12 protein-coding genes are annotated in these 16,923 nt (G+C 42.1%); 11 read left to right on the top strand and 1 reads right to left on the bottom strand.

Annotated features, from left to right (window positions below):
- The first annotated feature begins 56 nt into the window (after window positions 1–56).
- From CHX35_RS12965 to CHX35_RS13010, 10 genes are all read left to right on the top strand, one after another.
- The gene (locus tag CHX35_RS12965; RefSeq protein ID WP_176392075.1) at window positions 57–7,133 is read left to right on the top strand and encodes a DNRLRE domain-containing protein; all 7,077 of its coding nucleotides are present in this window, start codon (window positions 57–59) and stop codon (window positions 7,131–7,133) included.
- 13 nt (window positions 7,134–7,146) lie between these two features.
- Window positions 7,147–7,551, top strand: a complete 405-nt coding sequence (locus CHX35_RS12970; protein ID WP_091838067.1) for a hypothetical protein — start codon at window positions 7,147–7,149, stop codon at window positions 7,549–7,551.
- A 171-nt stretch (window positions 7,552–7,722) separates the two neighbouring features.
- The gene (locus tag CHX35_RS12975) at window positions 7,723–8,127 is read left to right on the top strand and encodes a hypothetical protein (protein WP_091838068.1); all 405 of its coding nucleotides are present in this window, start codon (window positions 7,723–7,725) and stop codon (window positions 8,125–8,127) included.
- A gap of 250 nt (window positions 8,128–8,377) precedes the next feature.
- Window positions 8,378–8,782, top strand: coding sequence for a hypothetical protein (locus tag CHX35_RS12980; protein ID WP_091838070.1), 405 nt, complete (start codon window positions 8,378–8,380; stop codon window positions 8,780–8,782).
- Window positions 8,783–9,092: 310 nt separating this feature from the next.
- The gene (locus CHX35_RS12985) at window positions 9,093–9,497 is read left to right on the top strand and encodes a hypothetical protein (RefSeq protein ID WP_091838071.1); all 405 of its coding nucleotides are present in this window, start codon (window positions 9,093–9,095) and stop codon (window positions 9,495–9,497) included.
- A 170-nt stretch (window positions 9,498–9,667) separates the two neighbouring features.
- Window positions 9,668–10,072 (top strand): hypothetical protein, encoded by a 405-nt coding sequence (locus CHX35_RS12990; RefSeq protein ID WP_091838073.1) that lies wholly within the window; start codon window positions 9,668–9,670, stop codon window positions 10,070–10,072.
- Between the two features lie 220 nt (window positions 10,073–10,292).
- Window positions 10,293–10,697: a hypothetical protein gene (locus CHX35_RS12995; RefSeq protein ID WP_091838074.1), complete on the top strand. Its 405-nt coding sequence runs from the start codon at window positions 10,293–10,295 to the stop codon at window positions 10,695–10,697.
- A gap of 128 nt (window positions 10,698–10,825) precedes the next feature.
- Complete coding sequence (locus CHX35_RS13000) at window positions 10,826–11,233, top strand: hypothetical protein (protein ID WP_091838076.1); 408 nt, start codon at window positions 10,826–10,828, stop codon at window positions 11,231–11,233.
- Between the two features lie 271 nt (window positions 11,234–11,504).
- Window positions 11,505–12,335: a DUF1259 domain-containing protein gene (locus CHX35_RS13005; RefSeq protein ID WP_091838077.1), complete on the top strand. Its 831-nt coding sequence runs from the start codon at window positions 11,505–11,507 to the stop codon at window positions 12,333–12,335.
- A gap of 340 nt (window positions 12,336–12,675) precedes the next feature.
- On the top strand, window positions 12,676–14,049 hold the full coding sequence (locus CHX35_RS13010) for a sialidase family protein (RefSeq protein ID WP_091838079.1): 1,374 nt from the start codon (window positions 12,676–12,678) through the stop codon (window positions 14,047–14,049).
- A 95-nt stretch (window positions 14,050–14,144) separates the two neighbouring features.
- Here the strand turns inward: CHX35_RS13010 and CHX35_RS13015 are convergent, their stop codons facing one another.
- On the bottom strand, window positions 14,145–14,987 hold the full coding sequence (locus tag CHX35_RS13015) for an enoyl-CoA hydratase/isomerase family protein (RefSeq protein ID WP_091838080.1): 843 nt from the start codon (window positions 14,985–14,987) through the stop codon (window positions 14,145–14,147).
- Between the two features lie 526 nt (window positions 14,988–15,513).
- On the opposite strand from CHX35_RS13015, the gene CHX35_RS13020 reads away from it, so the two are divergent.
- A complete protein-coding gene (locus CHX35_RS13020) occupies window positions 15,514–16,887 on the top strand; it encodes a sialidase family protein (RefSeq protein ID WP_091838082.1) in 1,374 nt (457 codons plus the stop codon).
- Window positions 16,888–16,923 lie beyond the last annotated feature (36 nt).

Here is a 16,923-nt window from a genome sequence, read left to right on the forward strand (position 1 = left end):
ATTTAAAAAAAGATTAAAGATGGTGATTTATCTGATAAATATTAATGGAGTGGAGAATGAAGATGGGCGTTTTTTACGAAAAGAAATATGGTACCGTGCGTCGATGGCTTACGATTATGGTCATCGTTGCCCTTATTTTGACTTTATGGCCAGTCAATCCGCGTGAAGCGATAGCGAAATCACCACAAGTAAGCCAGGTCAAACCGAAAGAATTGGTAAAGAAGCGTACCGATGATTCCAAGTTGATTGACAATGGAAATGGAACGTTTACAAAAAAGATCTATTCAGAACCCATTCATAATAAAGTGGGCTCAGAGTGGAAAGAGATCTCCACGGAACTGACTCCGTCAGGAAATCTACTCAAGCCGAAAAATACCTGGATTGATGTGGCGTTCAAAACGGCTACGAAGGAAGGAAAGTATGCCACGATCCAAGCAGATGAGCATACCCTTTCCTATAGCTTTTTAGGAGCGAAAGCAACGAGTCAGCCAGAAAGCAAAGAGACACCAGAATCGAAGGAAGAATCCGAAGGTGTCAAGGAAGCACAAGCGGAGGATGCCCAGGCCAAGGTAGATCAAAATGAAGTTACCTACCCCAATGTGCTCCCTTCGGTTCATTTACGAAACAAAGTCTACAATACGAAAATAAAAGAAGATATTATATTAGAAAAATACACGGGATTTGATTCATTTAACTTCGAAATTGACTCTGATTTAACGATGCAGAAGGGCAAGGACGGCAATATCCTTTTTAAAGATCACGATGATAAAGACGTTTTTATACTGAATAAGCCCTATATGTATGACTCCAATGTAGATCCCAAATCAGATGAACCTGCCCAATCTGATGACGTGGAGTATGTGATAACGAAAGTAGATGGGAAATCGATACTTTCGATTCAAGCCGACGAAAAATGGTTAAAGGACGGATCGCGAAAGTACCCTGTTTATATCGATCCATCAACCAATGTTTCGACGAATGGGGATACTCATGTATCGGATCGTTATCCAACAACCAATTACGGTTCGGATACGCAATTGAAAGTGGGGTACTATGATGCCAATACGGGTACCAACTATGCGTATCTAAAGCAAGATGTTAGTAGTTTAAAAGGCATGATTATTGATTCTGCGAAGTTCAATGTGCACGTCGATCATGCATACTACTTTGCTCCCACTGCGAATGGTTTATGGTTGGATGAGGTAAGTGGAGATTGGTCCGAATCTAGCCTGACATGGAAGGTACAACAAGATAAAAAAATTACATCTAAGAACATCGGCATGCAAAATGTTGCTCGTGGACAAGATGTTGCCTTTGATGTGAAAAGTACAGTGCAAAATTGGGCCAATGGGACAAAAACCAATTATGGTTTTAAGTTTCATACCAATGGCAACAAACAAACCTTCTGGAAAAAGTTAGGTTCATCTGAGAGCACGAGTAATAAGCCCTATCTATCAGTGACCTATCACGCCCCCAAACCCAATGTGCCAAAAGGGTTGGCTTACTCCAATTGGGTGGGCAGTGACAATGGATTTATCGATTTGAAATGGGATCTTGTGCAGACAGCGACAGGATATTATGTCTGGATCTATAACGGAAAAACATATCAGAAAATCGATGTGGGGAATGCCACTAGCTTTTCGACCTATAACAAAAACATATGGCCCACTCCTGAGGAAGTGGAGGCTGGGAAGTATCAACTCCATATCGACGATAACCGCAAGCTGGATGGGAAAGGCGCAGAATTAGCGAAAAGCCCGATTCCTGTTTATAAGAATGCCGGGAGTACCCAGTACTCTGAATACCTAATACGAATCAGTGCAAAGACCCCTGGTGGGGAGACAGAGCCCTCTGAGGCACTTAAAATCGCTATCCCAGATCGTGCAGATGATTTAGGGACAGAAGAGTTTTGGACGTTTGCTGAAATTCCAGGTGGGGATGTCAATGCAGTAACCGGTAATATGGTGCTCGATGAGACGGATCTGGAACTGGAGGGTCGCGAACCGGAAATGTCCATTGACCGGACGTACAATAGCCGGGCAAAGGAGACAGGTCCCTTTGGGAAAGGCTGGTCCTTTAACTATGGGATGAGCCTTACCGAAGATAACAAAGGGAATGTGATTGAACAGGATATGGATGGAGGCTTTCATTCCTATCAGAAAAAAGCAGATGGATCTTATGCGAGTCCATTAGGTGTCAACCTTGAGCTCAAGGGATCAAAGGCGTCAGGTTGGACTCTGACGGATAAAGATCAAACAATCTATCGCTTTAACACCCTTGGAAAATTAACTGAGATTGAAGATATCAACAAGAACAAACTCACCCTTACCTACAATGAGCAAAAAGAGCTAATTAAAATCACCGATCCCAGTAAGCGTGAATTTAACCTGACCTACACCGATGGCAAGATTACCAAGGTAGAAGGACCTGAGAATCGCACCTGGACTTATAAGTACAACCATGAAAAAGATTACTTGATTGAAGTGACGGATGAGACTCAAACGTCTACAAAATACGGTTATTACGAGGATGGTCAACTCGGGGCCATCATGGAAGCAGATGATCGAGAGACCTGGTATACATACAACCAGGCAGGTCAATTGATCGAAGTGATTGACCCAGAGGAAGCGTATACCAACATAGAGTACTCACCTGAAGAGAAAAAGACGACGGTGATTAACTCTGATGAGAATGTGATGGACTACTACTACAATGACTCAGGGAATCCAGTCAAAGAAGTAGAAGATCCAGAAGGTCTAAATCTCGTTACCACCTATAGTTTTGATCACAATAACCTCACCAAAGTATGTGACCCTGAAGCCAATAAAACCGGCTGTACTAAAGCGACGGAATCCTATCAGTATGATTCCAATGGCAATATGACGAAGGCAGAAGATGCGACAGGGACTGAAACCTTTAAATACAATGAGAATAATGACCTAGTCGAATATAAGGATGCCGATGGTAATCCCTTTAAGTATGTATACGACGACAAGGGAAATGAAGTATCCGAGATCGATCCCGATAAAGTAAGTGAAGCGCAGGTTACTGACGAAAAAGGAAATATTGTCGCAACGACCGATGAGATGGCTGTCAGCGAGAATCTCGTATTAAACTCGGGTCTCGAGCGAACCACCTCTGGCATGCCGTCCGACTGGACAGCGAAAAAGCTATATGACAATGGAACCACCCAAGTGGATACCAGCGTCAAATATAGTGGTAATCAATCGGTCAAGATGACCACCAAATCAACCAGTATGGATCTGGGTTATGTTGGAGCAATCCAAGAGCTATACGTAGCACCTAACACCACCTACACCATCAGTTCGATGATAAAAACCCAAGATCTAAAACATGCGGGGGCATTTCTTAACACCGAACAACTAAACGCAGAGGGCAAGAAATCCTCTGGGGGATGGACAGATAACCGATATAGCCGTGTCAGTGGAACGGAGGATTGGACACGTAGACAACTTAGTTTTAAAACGGCAGCGGATACAGAAAAGGTTCGTATCTACCTCGAAGTCGATCACCTAAGTACCGCGGGTGTGGGGACCGCTTGGTTTGACCAGGTGCAACTTGAAGAGGGCGATGTTACCACAGATTATAATGCGATTGAGAATAGTAGCTTTGAAGAGGGGCTTAGCTTTTGGGGATCCTCTCCGAGCCCAGCTACCATCGACTCTACCCAATCTTTTGATGGAAGTCAGTCGATCAAGATGGCACGGAGTACAACGGATGCAAAGGCTATTCAATATCTCCAAGTGATCCCCCTAAATCAAAAAACCGCAAGTCCGATTACGGTGACGGGATTAAGTAAAGCAGCGGGTGTGGCAAATAAGACGGATAAAGCACCCAACAAAGATTACTCCATCTATGTCGACGGTATTCAAGATGAGGGTGGCGGTAAAACCAGTTATAAGACTGACCAGGCTAACTTTGCATTAGGTACCCATGATTGGCAACGAAGTGCTGTGACATTAAAACCGGACAAGCCATTGAAGGAAGTTCGTGTGTATGTCCTGTTCCGAGGCAACAACACGGGAACCGCTTGGTTCGATAACATTCGCGTCAAAGAAGGTAGTGCGGTCGAGCAATATGCATACGATTCGACTGGCAATTACATGACCAAGGTGACAGATCCCACGGGTGTAACCGAATCCATCAAATATGATGCCTATGGGAACGAGACTGAGATCTCCGATGCGAGAGGTCTAAAAACCGAGTATACCTACGATAAGTCCAATCAACTTCAAACCATCACCTTGCCAGGTCATCGGTTAAAAGTGGATTTCGACCATGATATAAACGGCAATGTTATTGAAAAGAAAGTGACAAGTGGCGACGGGCAGACCGTGTATAACAAGGTGAAATACACCTATGAAAATGATCAGCTGGTTGCTTCCACCGATGAGCTCGGTCATACGACACAATTTGTCTACGATACTGAAGGCGATGTCATTTCTACGACAACACCGAATGGAAAGACCGTTGAGAATATTGATGCTGAAGATGGGAGTAGCGTGGATATCCTCTATGATAAAGAGGCCCGCTATCGGATTCACTATGACACGAAGGGCAATGAGACAAAGATTGAAGATCTGAAGCTCAATCTAGCTAAAACCCATCTATTTGATATCAGTGATCGTTTGACTCAATTGGTACAAGGTGCTGGTACGCAAACCTGGAGCTATAACTCCAATGATGAGCTTGAGAGTTTAAAACTGGTCCATGGGAAGACCGAAGCGAGCTTCGCCTATAAGTACAATGAATCTGAACAAAACACCGAAGTGAAAGACCATACTGGCAAGGTGTATCGCTTTGACTACGATGAAAAAGGTAATATTCGTACCGCTGTCTATGCCAACAAGGTTGGAATTTCCGCTGCCTACGATGATAACGACAATGTGACGGAAGTTGCGATTGGTAAAGAGGATGGTACATCCATTGCCAAGTATCTGTACGAATACGACAAGAATGGCAACACCACCAAGATAAAAGACCTCATTCAAAATAAGGACCTAAAGTACACGTATGATGTACTGGATCAGCTGACATCTGAGAGCGATCCCACTAGCGATAACACCTTCTCTTATGAATATGATCCGGTAGGAAATCGGACGAAGAAAGAAGTAAAAGACGCAGATGGAAAAGTGATTTCCAGCACTGCCTTTACTTATAACGAAGGGAATCAATTAATCAAAAAAGAGGATACACCCTACACCTACGACAAAAACGGGAACCGTCTGGAAGATGGGAAGTACCTCTACAGTTGGGATGCCGGTGATCGCTTAACCGAGATAAAAGAAAAGAATTCGGATAAAGTAGTCGCCACATATGAGTATGATGAAGATGGTCGTCGCATTCGTTCGAAGGTAGATGGGAAAGTCACCAACTACTTCTACGATGGAGGAAGTATCCGTGTCCTCTATGAAACGGATGGCGATGATCAACTGACACGCTATTATACTTATAGCGAAGAAGGTCAACTCCTCAGCATGACCAAAGCCAATGGGGAGACCTATTACTACCAGGTCAATTCTCATGGGGATGTCATTGCTGTAACGGATCAGAATCAGAAGGAAGTTGCGAAATATACCTACGATGCCTGGGGGAACATTCTCTCCAAAGAAGGAGTATTCGCCGAGGAAAACCCCTATCGTTATGCGGGATATCGCTATGACAATGAGACCGGCTTTTACTATTTGATGGCGCGTTACTATCAACCTGTTGAAGGGACATTCCTATCGGCAGACCCTGATCCAGGGGATGAAGACGATCCACAAACGCAAAATGCCTACGTCTATGGTAGCAACAACCCGCTTAAATACACTGATCCAGATGGACACTGGATCAATGTTGCGATTGGGATTGCTTCAGGACTCTATCGTGGTTACAAAGTATATAAAAAGACGGGAAGCTTGAAAAAAGCAGCTTGGGCGGGTGGCAAACAAGCCGTGATGGATGCAATCCCGATCGGCCGTGTCTTTAAAGCTGCAAAGTATGGGTACAAAGCATATAAGTATTCCAAAAAAGCGTCCAAGTACACAAAAAAATATATAAAACGAGTCAAGAAAAAAGTAAGTAAAAAGAAAGTGAAGAAAGCCCATTCGACAAAAAAGGTAAAGAAAGTTAACCAACGTCGCTATCAAGCAGGCAAAAAATATAAATCTACCAAGAAGCAAACCGTCAAGCGGAAATCTTCAAGTAAGCAGAGCAAGTACTCCGGGAAACGATCGAGAGAAAGTACAAAACGATCCTATTCCAGCGGAAAACGAAAAGTAAAGAAAAGCCAGAAGGTTACAGCTAAGAAGCAGAAGGTTACGACCAAGGCGCCTAAGAAGAACCGGGTGAAACGGGAAGTTGAACGGAAGAAAAGGCAACAAAAACGCCAAGAGCGGCGACAAGAGTGTAAGACGAAACAGTCGGTAAGTAAATCAGTCGCTAAACGAGTATCACCAGCACCCTCCTCCTCCGGTGATTCCAGCGGCTCATCAGATGAGTGTGACGATGAGGATATAAAGGAACTACTTGAAGAGGAACTCGCTAACCTAACCGATGAGGAAATAGAGAACCTTAGCAATCAATATGCAGTAGGTTCTGATATGGATAGGGCCCAAAGATGGTCTGATGAAGCATTTAGAATTCGTGTCGAGGACTTGGGGAGTACTAGAGGGAATAATGGGAATATAGGGTTTGCTACTGTCGAGGTGGAAGGCTACACTGGAAATACAAGTATAAAATCTCACTCTACTATAATGGACAAAGATGGTTGGGCGAAGGAATTTAGCGATCCCCTTTTTGATACTAAATTTGTGGATAGGGAGGGAGTTATTAACGGAGAAGGAGGTTGGTCTAGATCAAGAGATTCCGAGGCGAAGATCTTCGAAGAGATTTCGCGAAACCTTGGGATGAAAAAGAATGTCAGAAATTTTTCGGTGACGGGGGCAATCAAAATGTTTACAGAGAGAGTCCCTTGTATCAGTTGCAACAACGTCATGAGGCAATTCTCTCATCACTTTCCCAATGTGAAGATCGAAGTGTACTCCAATGAGATACAGTTGGGTTATAAAAAAGGTGAAGGTATGAGGTTTGATGAAGTGAAGGCAGCGAGAGCACGAAAAAAGAAGTAGGAGGTAGGAAGTCATGAAGTGTTATCAGTACTTTATTGCTTTTCCAGATGAGTATACAGGAGCTGTTACGAGGATCGTCAGTCGGTGTATGAAGCTTCCCTTTGATCGTCAGCGATTGGAGGAAAAAAGGGGTTCTGTAGCCGTTTACGCTGCTCGGAGTGAAGAAGACCCGAATCACTTTCTCATTGTAGAGTTCCCCAGTGAATTTCATTCGATCACAGTGAGGTGCGGTGAATCCGATCATAAGGATGTAGAATCCTTAATGATACGTTTAGATAAACGCATCCGCGAAAAAGAACAGGAACCATTAAATCATAAGGTTAAAAATGAGTATGGGACTGAAAAAGATAAGGTGAAAAGATTAATGGTGAGAAACAATTGGAGTCTGGAGGATATTTTTAAGAGTAATGGTTTGTAGATTGTCGCGCAGGAATTGTCTAGGGAGAAGGTAGTTTAATAAGCAAGGACTGAAATTGACAAGTGATGATGCTTGCTAATTTCAGTCCTTTTGTAATGGATCAATGAAGCTATGAGTTAGGTGAAGTGAAGGTAGCGAGAGCACGAAAAATGCAGTAGGAGGTAGAGATTCATGAAATGCTATCAATACGGAATTGCTTTTCCGGATGAGTATACAGGAGCCGTTACGAGGATCGTCAGTCGGTGTATGAAGCTTCCCTTTGATCGTCAGCGATTGGAGGAAAAAAGGGGTTCTGTAGCCGTTTACGCTGCTCGGAGTGAAGAAGACCCGAATCACTTTCTCATTGTAGAGTTCCCCAGTGAATATCATTCGATCACAGTGAGATGCGGTGAATCCGTTCATAAGGATATACAATCCTTAATGATACGTTTAGATAAACTCATTCGCGAAAAGGAACTGCAAATAGTGCGTGATAAGGTTGAAAATGAGTACGGGGCTGAAAATGATTCGGTACAAGAATTATTGGTGAGAACCAAACGGCGTCTGGAGGATATTTTTAAAAGTAATGGTTTGTAGATTATCGCATAGGAATTGCTGGTGATTTGATTAGAATCAATGAGTTGCGACTGTGAAAGAGAGTGCCAATAAGAAATTTGTTTCACTTAAGGACTGAAATTGACAAGTAATGATGCTCGCCCAATTTCGGTATCAAAGAAACTATGAATTGGGTGTTCCTTAATCACGGATCGTAATTGGGATTCAGAAGAACTACGGTTAGATGAGTTAAGGCAGCGAGAGCACGAAAAAAGAAGTGAGGTAGAAATTCATGAAGTGCTATCAATACGGAATTACTTTTCCGGATGAGTATACAGGAGCCGTTACGAGGATCGTCAGTCGGTATATGAACCTTCCCTTTGATCGTCAGCGATTGGAGAGAAAAAGGGGTTCTGTAGCCGTTTACGCTGCTCGGAGTAAAGAAGATCCGAATCACTTTCTCATTGTAGAGTTCCCCTGTGAATTTCATTCGATCACAGTGAGATGCGGTGAATCCGTTTATCAGGATGTAGAATCCTTAATGATACGTTTAGATAAACGCATCCGCGAAAAAGAACAAGAGCCATTAAATCATAAGGTTAAAAATGAGTATGGGACTGAAAAAGATAAGGTACAAAGATTAATGGTGAGCAACAATTGGAGTCTGGAGGATATTTTTAAGAGTAATGGTTTGTAGATTGCCCCCAAAGGAATTGCTAGTGATTGGATTAGAATTAATGGGTTGCGACTGTGAAAGAGTGTGCCTAGGGAAAAGGTAGGTTTAATAAGCAAAGACTGAAATTGACAAGTGATGACGCTTGCCCGATTTCTGTCCTTTCGTAATGGACCAATGAAGCTATGAGTTAGGTGGTTCATGATCACGGATAAGAAGAGATTGAATGCAACGAAGAAAGTTTTTCAGATCCAATCCCGACTACGGAAGGTGATGGGAATGAGATAAGTGAAGGCGGGTAGGGCACGAAAAAAGAAGTAGGAGGTAGGAAGTCGTGAAGTGCTATCAATACGGAATTGCTTTTCTGGATGAGTATACAGGTGCTGTTACGAGGATCGTCAGTCGGTATATGAACCTTCCCTTTGATCGTCAGCGATTGGAGAGAAAAAGGGGTTCTGTAGATGTTTACGCTGCTCGGAGTGAAGAAGACCCGAATCACTTTATCATTGTAACGTTCCTTTGTGAAATTCATTCGATCACAGTAAGATGTAGTGAGTCAGTACATAAGGATATACAATCCTTAATGATACGTTTAGATAAACGCATCCGTGAAAAAGAACAGGAACCATTGCATTATAAGATTGAGAATCAGTACGGGACTGAAAATGATTGGGTACAAGAATTATTGGTGAGCAACAATTGGAGTCTGGAGGATATTTTTAAGAGTAATGGTTTGTAGATTGCCGCGAAGGAATTGCCTAGGGAGAAGGTAGTTTAATAAGCAAAGACTGAAATTGACAAGTAATGATGCTTGCTGATTTCTGTCCTTTTGTAATGGACCAATGAAGCTATGAGTTAGGTGAAGTGAAGGTAGCGAGAGCTCGAATAAGAAGTAGGAGGTAGGAAGTCATGAAGTGCTATCAATACGGAATTGCTTTTCTGGATGAGTATACAACAGCCGTTACGAGGATCGTCAGTCGGTGTATGAACCTTCCCTTTGATCGGCAGCGATACGAGAAAAAAAGGGGTTCTATAGATGTTTACGCTGCTCGGAGTGAAGAGGACCCGAATCACTTTCTCATTGTAGATTTCCCCTGTGAAATTCATTCGATCACAGTGAGATGTAGTGAGTCAGTACATAAGGATATACAATCCTTAATGATACGTTTAGATAAGCTCATCCGCGAAAAAGAACAGGAACCATTGCATTATAAGATTGAGAATGAGTACGGGACTGAAAATGATTCGGTACAAGAATTATTGGTGAGAACCAAACGGAGTCTGGAGGATATTTTTAAGAGTAATGGTTTGTAGATTGCCCCCGAAGGAATTGCTAGTGATTGGATTAGAATTAATGGGTTGCGACTGTGAAAGAGTGTGCCTAGGGAGAAGGTAGGTTTAATAAGCAAAGACTGAAATTGACAAGTAATGATGCTTGCCCGATTTCTGTCCTTTCGTAATGGACCAAAGAATCTATGAGTTAGGTGAAGTTAAGGTAGAGAGAGCAAGAAAAAGCAGGAGGAGGTAGGAAGTCATGAAGTGCTATCAATACACCATTGAATTTCCGGATGAGTATACAGGAGCCGTTACGAGGATCGTCAGTCGGTATATGAACCTTCCCTTTGATCGTCAGCGATTGGAGAGAAAAAGGGGTTCTGTAGCCGTTTACGCTGCTCGGAGTAAAGAAGATCCGAATCACTTTCTCATTGTAGAGTTCCCCAGTGAATTTCATTCGATCACAGTGAGATGCGGTGAATCCGTTTATCAGGATGTAGAATCCTTAATGATACGTTTAGATAAACGTATCCGCGAAAAAAAACAGGAACCATTGATTCATAAGGTTAAAAATCAGTATGGGACTGAAAATGATAAGGTACAAAGATTAATGGTGAGCAACAATTGGAGTCTGGAGGATATTTTTAAGAGTAATGGTTTGTAGATTGCCGCGCAGGAATTGCCTAGGGAGAAGGTAGTTTAATAAGCAAGGACTGAAATTGACAAGTAATGATGCTTGCCCGATTCCTGTCCTTTTGTAATGGACCAATGAAGCTATGAGTTAGGTGGTTCATGATCACGGATAAGGAGAGATTGGATGCAACAAAAGGAAGGTTTTTCAGATCCAATCCCGACTATGGTATGAATGTTTATGCAATACGAAGTAACGAGGATATAAACCAGTTTATATTTGTTGTATGTAAACAAGAGTATGAATCGATCACTGTAAGATGCTCTGAAACCATACATGAGAATGTAAAAAGCCTACTCGAGAATTTGAATCGGAGTATCAAACAAAAAGAAGGCATTCCTTATCAAGATCATGATTTAATCGATCGATTGGGTACTTCGAGGGATACAATCAAAATCCTCATGGAAGAAACCAACCTAGACTTAGAGAGCTTATTTGAGCTTCCCGAATGGTATGAACGGATGCAGCAAGTATTGGCTCGTTCCAAAGAGTTAAAGAAACGTGGATGAAACCAGAAGAATCACATCAAAGATGGTTAAAAAGGAAAGGCGATCCCTACTCGGAGATCGCCTTCTTTATATCTAGGTGAAGATCATGATACGTGAAAGTCCCTATTATTCGGTGCCAAATAAAAACCGTTGGGATCGATCTTGCAATATTCCCTTTGTGATTGTTGCACTAAGGGGGCCAAAACCCCTCGAGATATTCAAACAATCAGTTTCCAATTACAGTACATATCATTGCAGGAAGAATTAAAAAAAGGAGTGTGATTTCTGCTCAATGAATGTTTCTAAACAGTTGTGTAACCAATTAGCGGGCATTCTGAATGCGAATGAGATCACTGGACTTTCCTCTTTTCCAACGTATTGTACAGTGGGTAATCAAAGAACCTTCTCGGCAACCATATTAGGAAAACGGACAACCGATGGTACCAATAACCCTTTCACCTTTAGTCGAACAACTATAAAAAATAAAACATTAAACACAGGGTGGTTTTCACTTTTAGAGAATGAAGTATCACCCGTTGTCGATCGACTACTCAAACATGGAATCACGGTCTCTTCCATCACAGACTTCAGTATGTTTATGCGACCTCGGGTGATTCAAGTATGTTATGAAGTCGTGGAAAATCCCATTAAAACTGCGCTAGCCTTGCGAAGTGTACTAAATATATTACCGAATGTTTCACGCACACTTCCCGATCAAGTAACTCCATCATTAAGGAAATTATGTAGTGTTTTTTCTAAGATCATAGGTGCAGATGCGATGGGTGTTCTGGGTAACTCATGTGAAGCTTGGGTATTCCGTGATTTGAATATTTTCATACAAGGACAAAGATCATTGAGTCCATTAAATGATTTTATTAACATATCATTTGAATCCCTGGATCCACAGGGGAAAGCACTTTGTATTGGAGAAATTGGATTGCTTAAAGATGAAGTATTCCCATTTTTAAATGAAATACGAAGATTGGGCGGGATCAATTATTCCAAATTGTATATGCGATTCCTCACTACACCGCAAATTTATCAATTCACCTATATTACAATTGATAACCCAATTAACTGTGCCCTTAAAGCAAGAAGAGCGATAAGAGTGTTAAAAACCTAAGATAAGCACACAAAAAGAAAATCGATAAATAATGAAATGGATTTCTCAGCAATACGATGAGAATGAGGAAAAAAGTTTGGAATTGAACCATAAGGATGGATTTAAGTAGATTGAAAAAAAGAAGGTGTTCTCCACACGGAGATCGCCTTCTTTTTTATTGCAATACCAGGGTTTAGTCAGTCGAGATGGATTGCACACTTTTGAATAGATATCGAGTCCATTTATGGGGTTTCATACAATCACGATTTGTCCTACATGAATACATTATGACAACTAGGGCTTAGCTGATGAGATCGGTTCATTAAAAGCGAACGAGGATGATGATGAAAGGGGCTTTATCTTGCGCGCTATAAAAATGCGTTTACGTAGGGTATCAGGAACAAGTCCTTTCCTTAATTGTGATGTGGGTGGTCCTGGAAAGCTCTATGTCAATACGGCTGTGGAGCCTTTCATTGCAAAAGGGCGCATCAATAAGAGAGGCAGAGCTACCTTAATAGGTGTCTGGCAGCAAGATCGATGGTCAAATGGTGGAGCAAGGGGGCAGGTCGCAGCTTTTTCGCAGGATGGGGGAAAGACGTGGAAGCGAAGTGTACAACCCTTTGGCAACTGTGCCACCCCAAAGAATCCTTTTACAAGGGTATCAGACCCATGGGTCTCCATTGGACCCGATGGCCGAGCGTATTCGACTGCCCTTCTTATTGAACCCAACTCGGGTGCAAGTGCAATCGCAGCTGTTACATCCATAGACCATGGGCAAACGTGGCGAAATTTTCGCTTTATCAAGGTGGATCGAAACCCTAACTTGGGAAATGACAAAGAAACGGTAACAGCGGATCCCAACAAGAGTGGATGGGCCTATATCGTATGGAATCGCGACACTCCAACGATTGGTCCGACATGGTTTAGTCGCACAAACAATGGAGGGGTATCATGGAGTAGGCCCACAGTCATTTTCAACCCTGGTAAAGGGAATCAAACCTTGGGGAATCAAATCGTCATCGACCCTTCAAGTGGCATATTATATAACTTTTTTAGTCTATTAATCGGGTTAAATGCTTTGAATCCACCCGTGTTTATTGGTGTCCAACAATCATTTAATCGAGGGCAAACCTGGACACGTGGCAAAATGATTTCACAGATTAAATCCGTGATTTACAATGATCCATATACAGGCATGGGGATAAGAAGTGGGGGAAATACCCTACCAGAGGTAGCGATTGATAGTCGCTCGGGTAGATTATTTGTGGTCTGGGAGGATGCGAGGTTTAGCAAGGGACGAATAAATGAAGTAGCGATCTCCTATTCCAGCGATCAAGGCAACACCTGGAGTCAGCCTCGGCGTGTCAATCCTCCAACAGGTACAACCGCGTTTACTCCCATGGTGAGCGTGAACAAGACAGGAATTGTCGGAGTGAGTTACTACCAGATACAGCGTCAGAACCGTAATAAACATAACTTACCGGTCAGCTATTTTTTTACCCACTCCCTTAATGGAGGGAAAGGATTTAAACCCCCTCTTTTTATAACAGGACCTTTTAATATGTTGCGAGCACCTTTAGAGGTCTCTCCCTTTCCACCATCCAGAGGTCTCTTTCTTGGTGATTACCAAGGCTTAACAACGGTAAAAAATGATTTTCAACTGTTCTTCTCTAAGACGACTAAAGGCGCCAACCCTGTTGACGTTTTCTCAACACAGGTTCGTTTCGAAAAGTAGGTATCAAGATCAAGGTGGTCTCTAAGGAGATGCTGGGCACGCGGTAAATCAATATGATAGCCAGCCTGTTTTATAGTTTCATCACACTGGAACCTTTAGTTATTTTTCTGTTGTTTAATCATGTCTTGTGTAATGTCCGCAACAACGTCTGCTAATAGTTCTTCAATATGAATTTCTCGAGACGTTTGAGCCCCGTGTTTTATGACCTTCCCAATTAAGTACTGTGTCTTTTCTTCCTCTGCACGCTCAATAAACATTTTCCTTTCAAGCTGTATTGCTGCTTTTTCATCATGTATAGCTAAATCAATAATTTCCTTAATCATGTCAATGTTGCGCTGATCAAGAAAGGTTAAAGGGGTTATCACTTGTTGTAAGGTTTGCTCAATGGAATGTGAAGGAACATAACGAGTAATATAACCAAATCGTTCTGCTGTAGGGGCATCCATGTCAGCGCCTGTTAGAAGAAATTCCAATGCTCTTGAACGGCCTAATCGAAGTGCTGCTTGAACAGTTCCTTGACCACCAGGGGGTATATTTGTATTTAGCTCTGGCTGAGCGAACACAGCATTCTCTGTTCCATAAGCAATGTCACACGCCATCACAAATTCATTGCCTCCACCTCGTGCGATTCCATTCACAATAGCGAATGTAATCGCCCTCATATTTTTGATATCCTCAATGAGCTTCATAAAGTTATTCATCCCAGTAATGCCCTCTTTCTCATGATTAATAAGATTGAGATCTAAATGTGCACTAAAGAAATGTTCATTCATGGAACGAAAAATGACGATCTTAACCTGTGCGTCTTTATTCAATTCAGAGATCACATGTTGTAATTCTAAAATTAATTCATTAGATAATATATTTACTTCACCATGATTGATTATTACATTAGCAGTTGCATTTTCTACATTGAGTTTTATACTTTTTAATTTCATAATTTACCTCCATAAATTAATTTTAGTATAACATTTTTTAATTTATCCATTGGTTTTTAATAATATACACTCGTGTTGCTAATTGAAAATATGCTCTTTTCAACAGTGACCATTATTTCCGATAAGGGTTGACCGATGAGCAAGTGGAATCATAACAATCACACGAAGTATCACTTCAAGAACAGATCATCCTACAGTCGGTACTATTGTTTATTTGTGGTTCATCGACTTCCAAGCTCCAGTTTTATGCGAGACGGTTGCACTGCCCGATTCTCCAGCGGAATGACTTTTGATTTGAAAGAAGAAGGTGATCTCAACATAGAGATCACCTTCTTCTTTATTGCAATACCAGGGTTTAGTCAGTCAAGATGGATTGCACCTCACTTTTGAACATATATCGAGTCCTTTCTAGGATTTCATACAATCATGTTTTGTCCTACATGAATACATTGTGACAACTGGGGTTTAGCTATGAAATCAGGTTCATTGAAAAATGAACGAGGAAGATAATGAAAGGGGTTTTAATATGCGCGCTATAAAAATGCGTTTGCGTAGGGTATCAGGAGCAAGCCCATTCCCTGGTTGTCGTATAGGGGGTCCGGGAAAACTTTTTGTAAATACAGCAGTAGAGCCTTTCATTGCCAGAGGACCTATCAATAAGAAGGGAGAGGCTATCTTAATTGGCGCGTGGCAACAAGACCGATGGTCAAACGGAGGTGCAAGAGGTTTGGTTGCCGCTTTTTCGAAGGATGGAGGGGGAACATGGACGAGGAGTGTACAACCTTTTAGTAAATGTGCGACTCCCAAAAATCCGTTTACCAGAGCATCGGATCCCTGGATCTCCATTGGACCTGATGGCCGAGCGTATTCTACAGGACTCCTCCTTCGGCGCAATTCCAGTGCAAGTGCAATCGCAGCCGTCACTTCCATAAACCATGGGCAAACTTGGCGTAATTTTCGCATAATAAAGGTCGATCAAAACCCTAATGTGGAGAATGATAAAGAAGCTGTAACAGCGGATCCTGTGAAGAGTGGATGGGCTTACATTGTGTGGGATCGTGGCACTTCGACAGTTGGACCGACATGGTTTAGTCGCACAACAAATGGAGGATTATCGTGGAGTAAGCCTAAAATTATTTTTAATCCAGGTAAAGGGAATCAAACCCTGGGAAATCAAATCGTCATTGATCCTGCAAGTGGCATATTATATAACTTTTTCAGTTTATTAATTGGGGCAAATCCTCAAAACCCACTGATTTTTATTGGCGTTCAACAATCATTGAATCGGGGGAAAACCTGGACACGAGCTAAAATTATTTCGCAAATCAAATCCGTTATTTACAAAGATCCGTATACAGGGATGGGAATAAGAAGTGGTGGGAATGCATCACCGGAAATAGCAATTGACAGTCGCTCTGGTAGACTGTTTGTGGTCTGGGAGGATGCGAGATTTAGCAAGGGACGAATTAATGAAGTAGCGATCTCCTATTCCAACGATCGAGGTAGAACCTGGAGTAAACCGACGCGTGTTAATCCACCGACAGGTACAACCGCGTTTACGCCGATGGTGAGGGTGAATGAGACTGGAATTGTCGGAGTGAGTTATTACCAGGTACAGCGTGAGAATCGTAATAAAAATAACTTGCCGGTCAGCTATTTTTTTACCCATTCTCTTAATGGGGGCCACGATTTTAAATCCCCTCTTTATATAACGGGACCTTTTAATATGTTGCGAGCTCCAGTAACAGTTTCATCATTCCCACCTTCAAATGGACTTTTTCTAGGAGATTATCAAGGATTAACGACGGTGAAGGATGACTTCCAACTGTTTTTCTCTAAGACGACCCAGGGCAGAAATCCTGTCGAGGTGTTTTCTACAACCGTTCAACTTAAAAAGTAGGATCGATATCTTCCTCTAAGTAAACTTAACGATGGC

The sequence above is a fragment of the Marininema halotolerans genome, assembly GCF_900116235.1.
Classification (GTDB): domain Bacteria; phylum Bacillota; class Bacilli; order Thermoactinomycetales; family DSM-45169; genus Marininema; species Marininema halotolerans.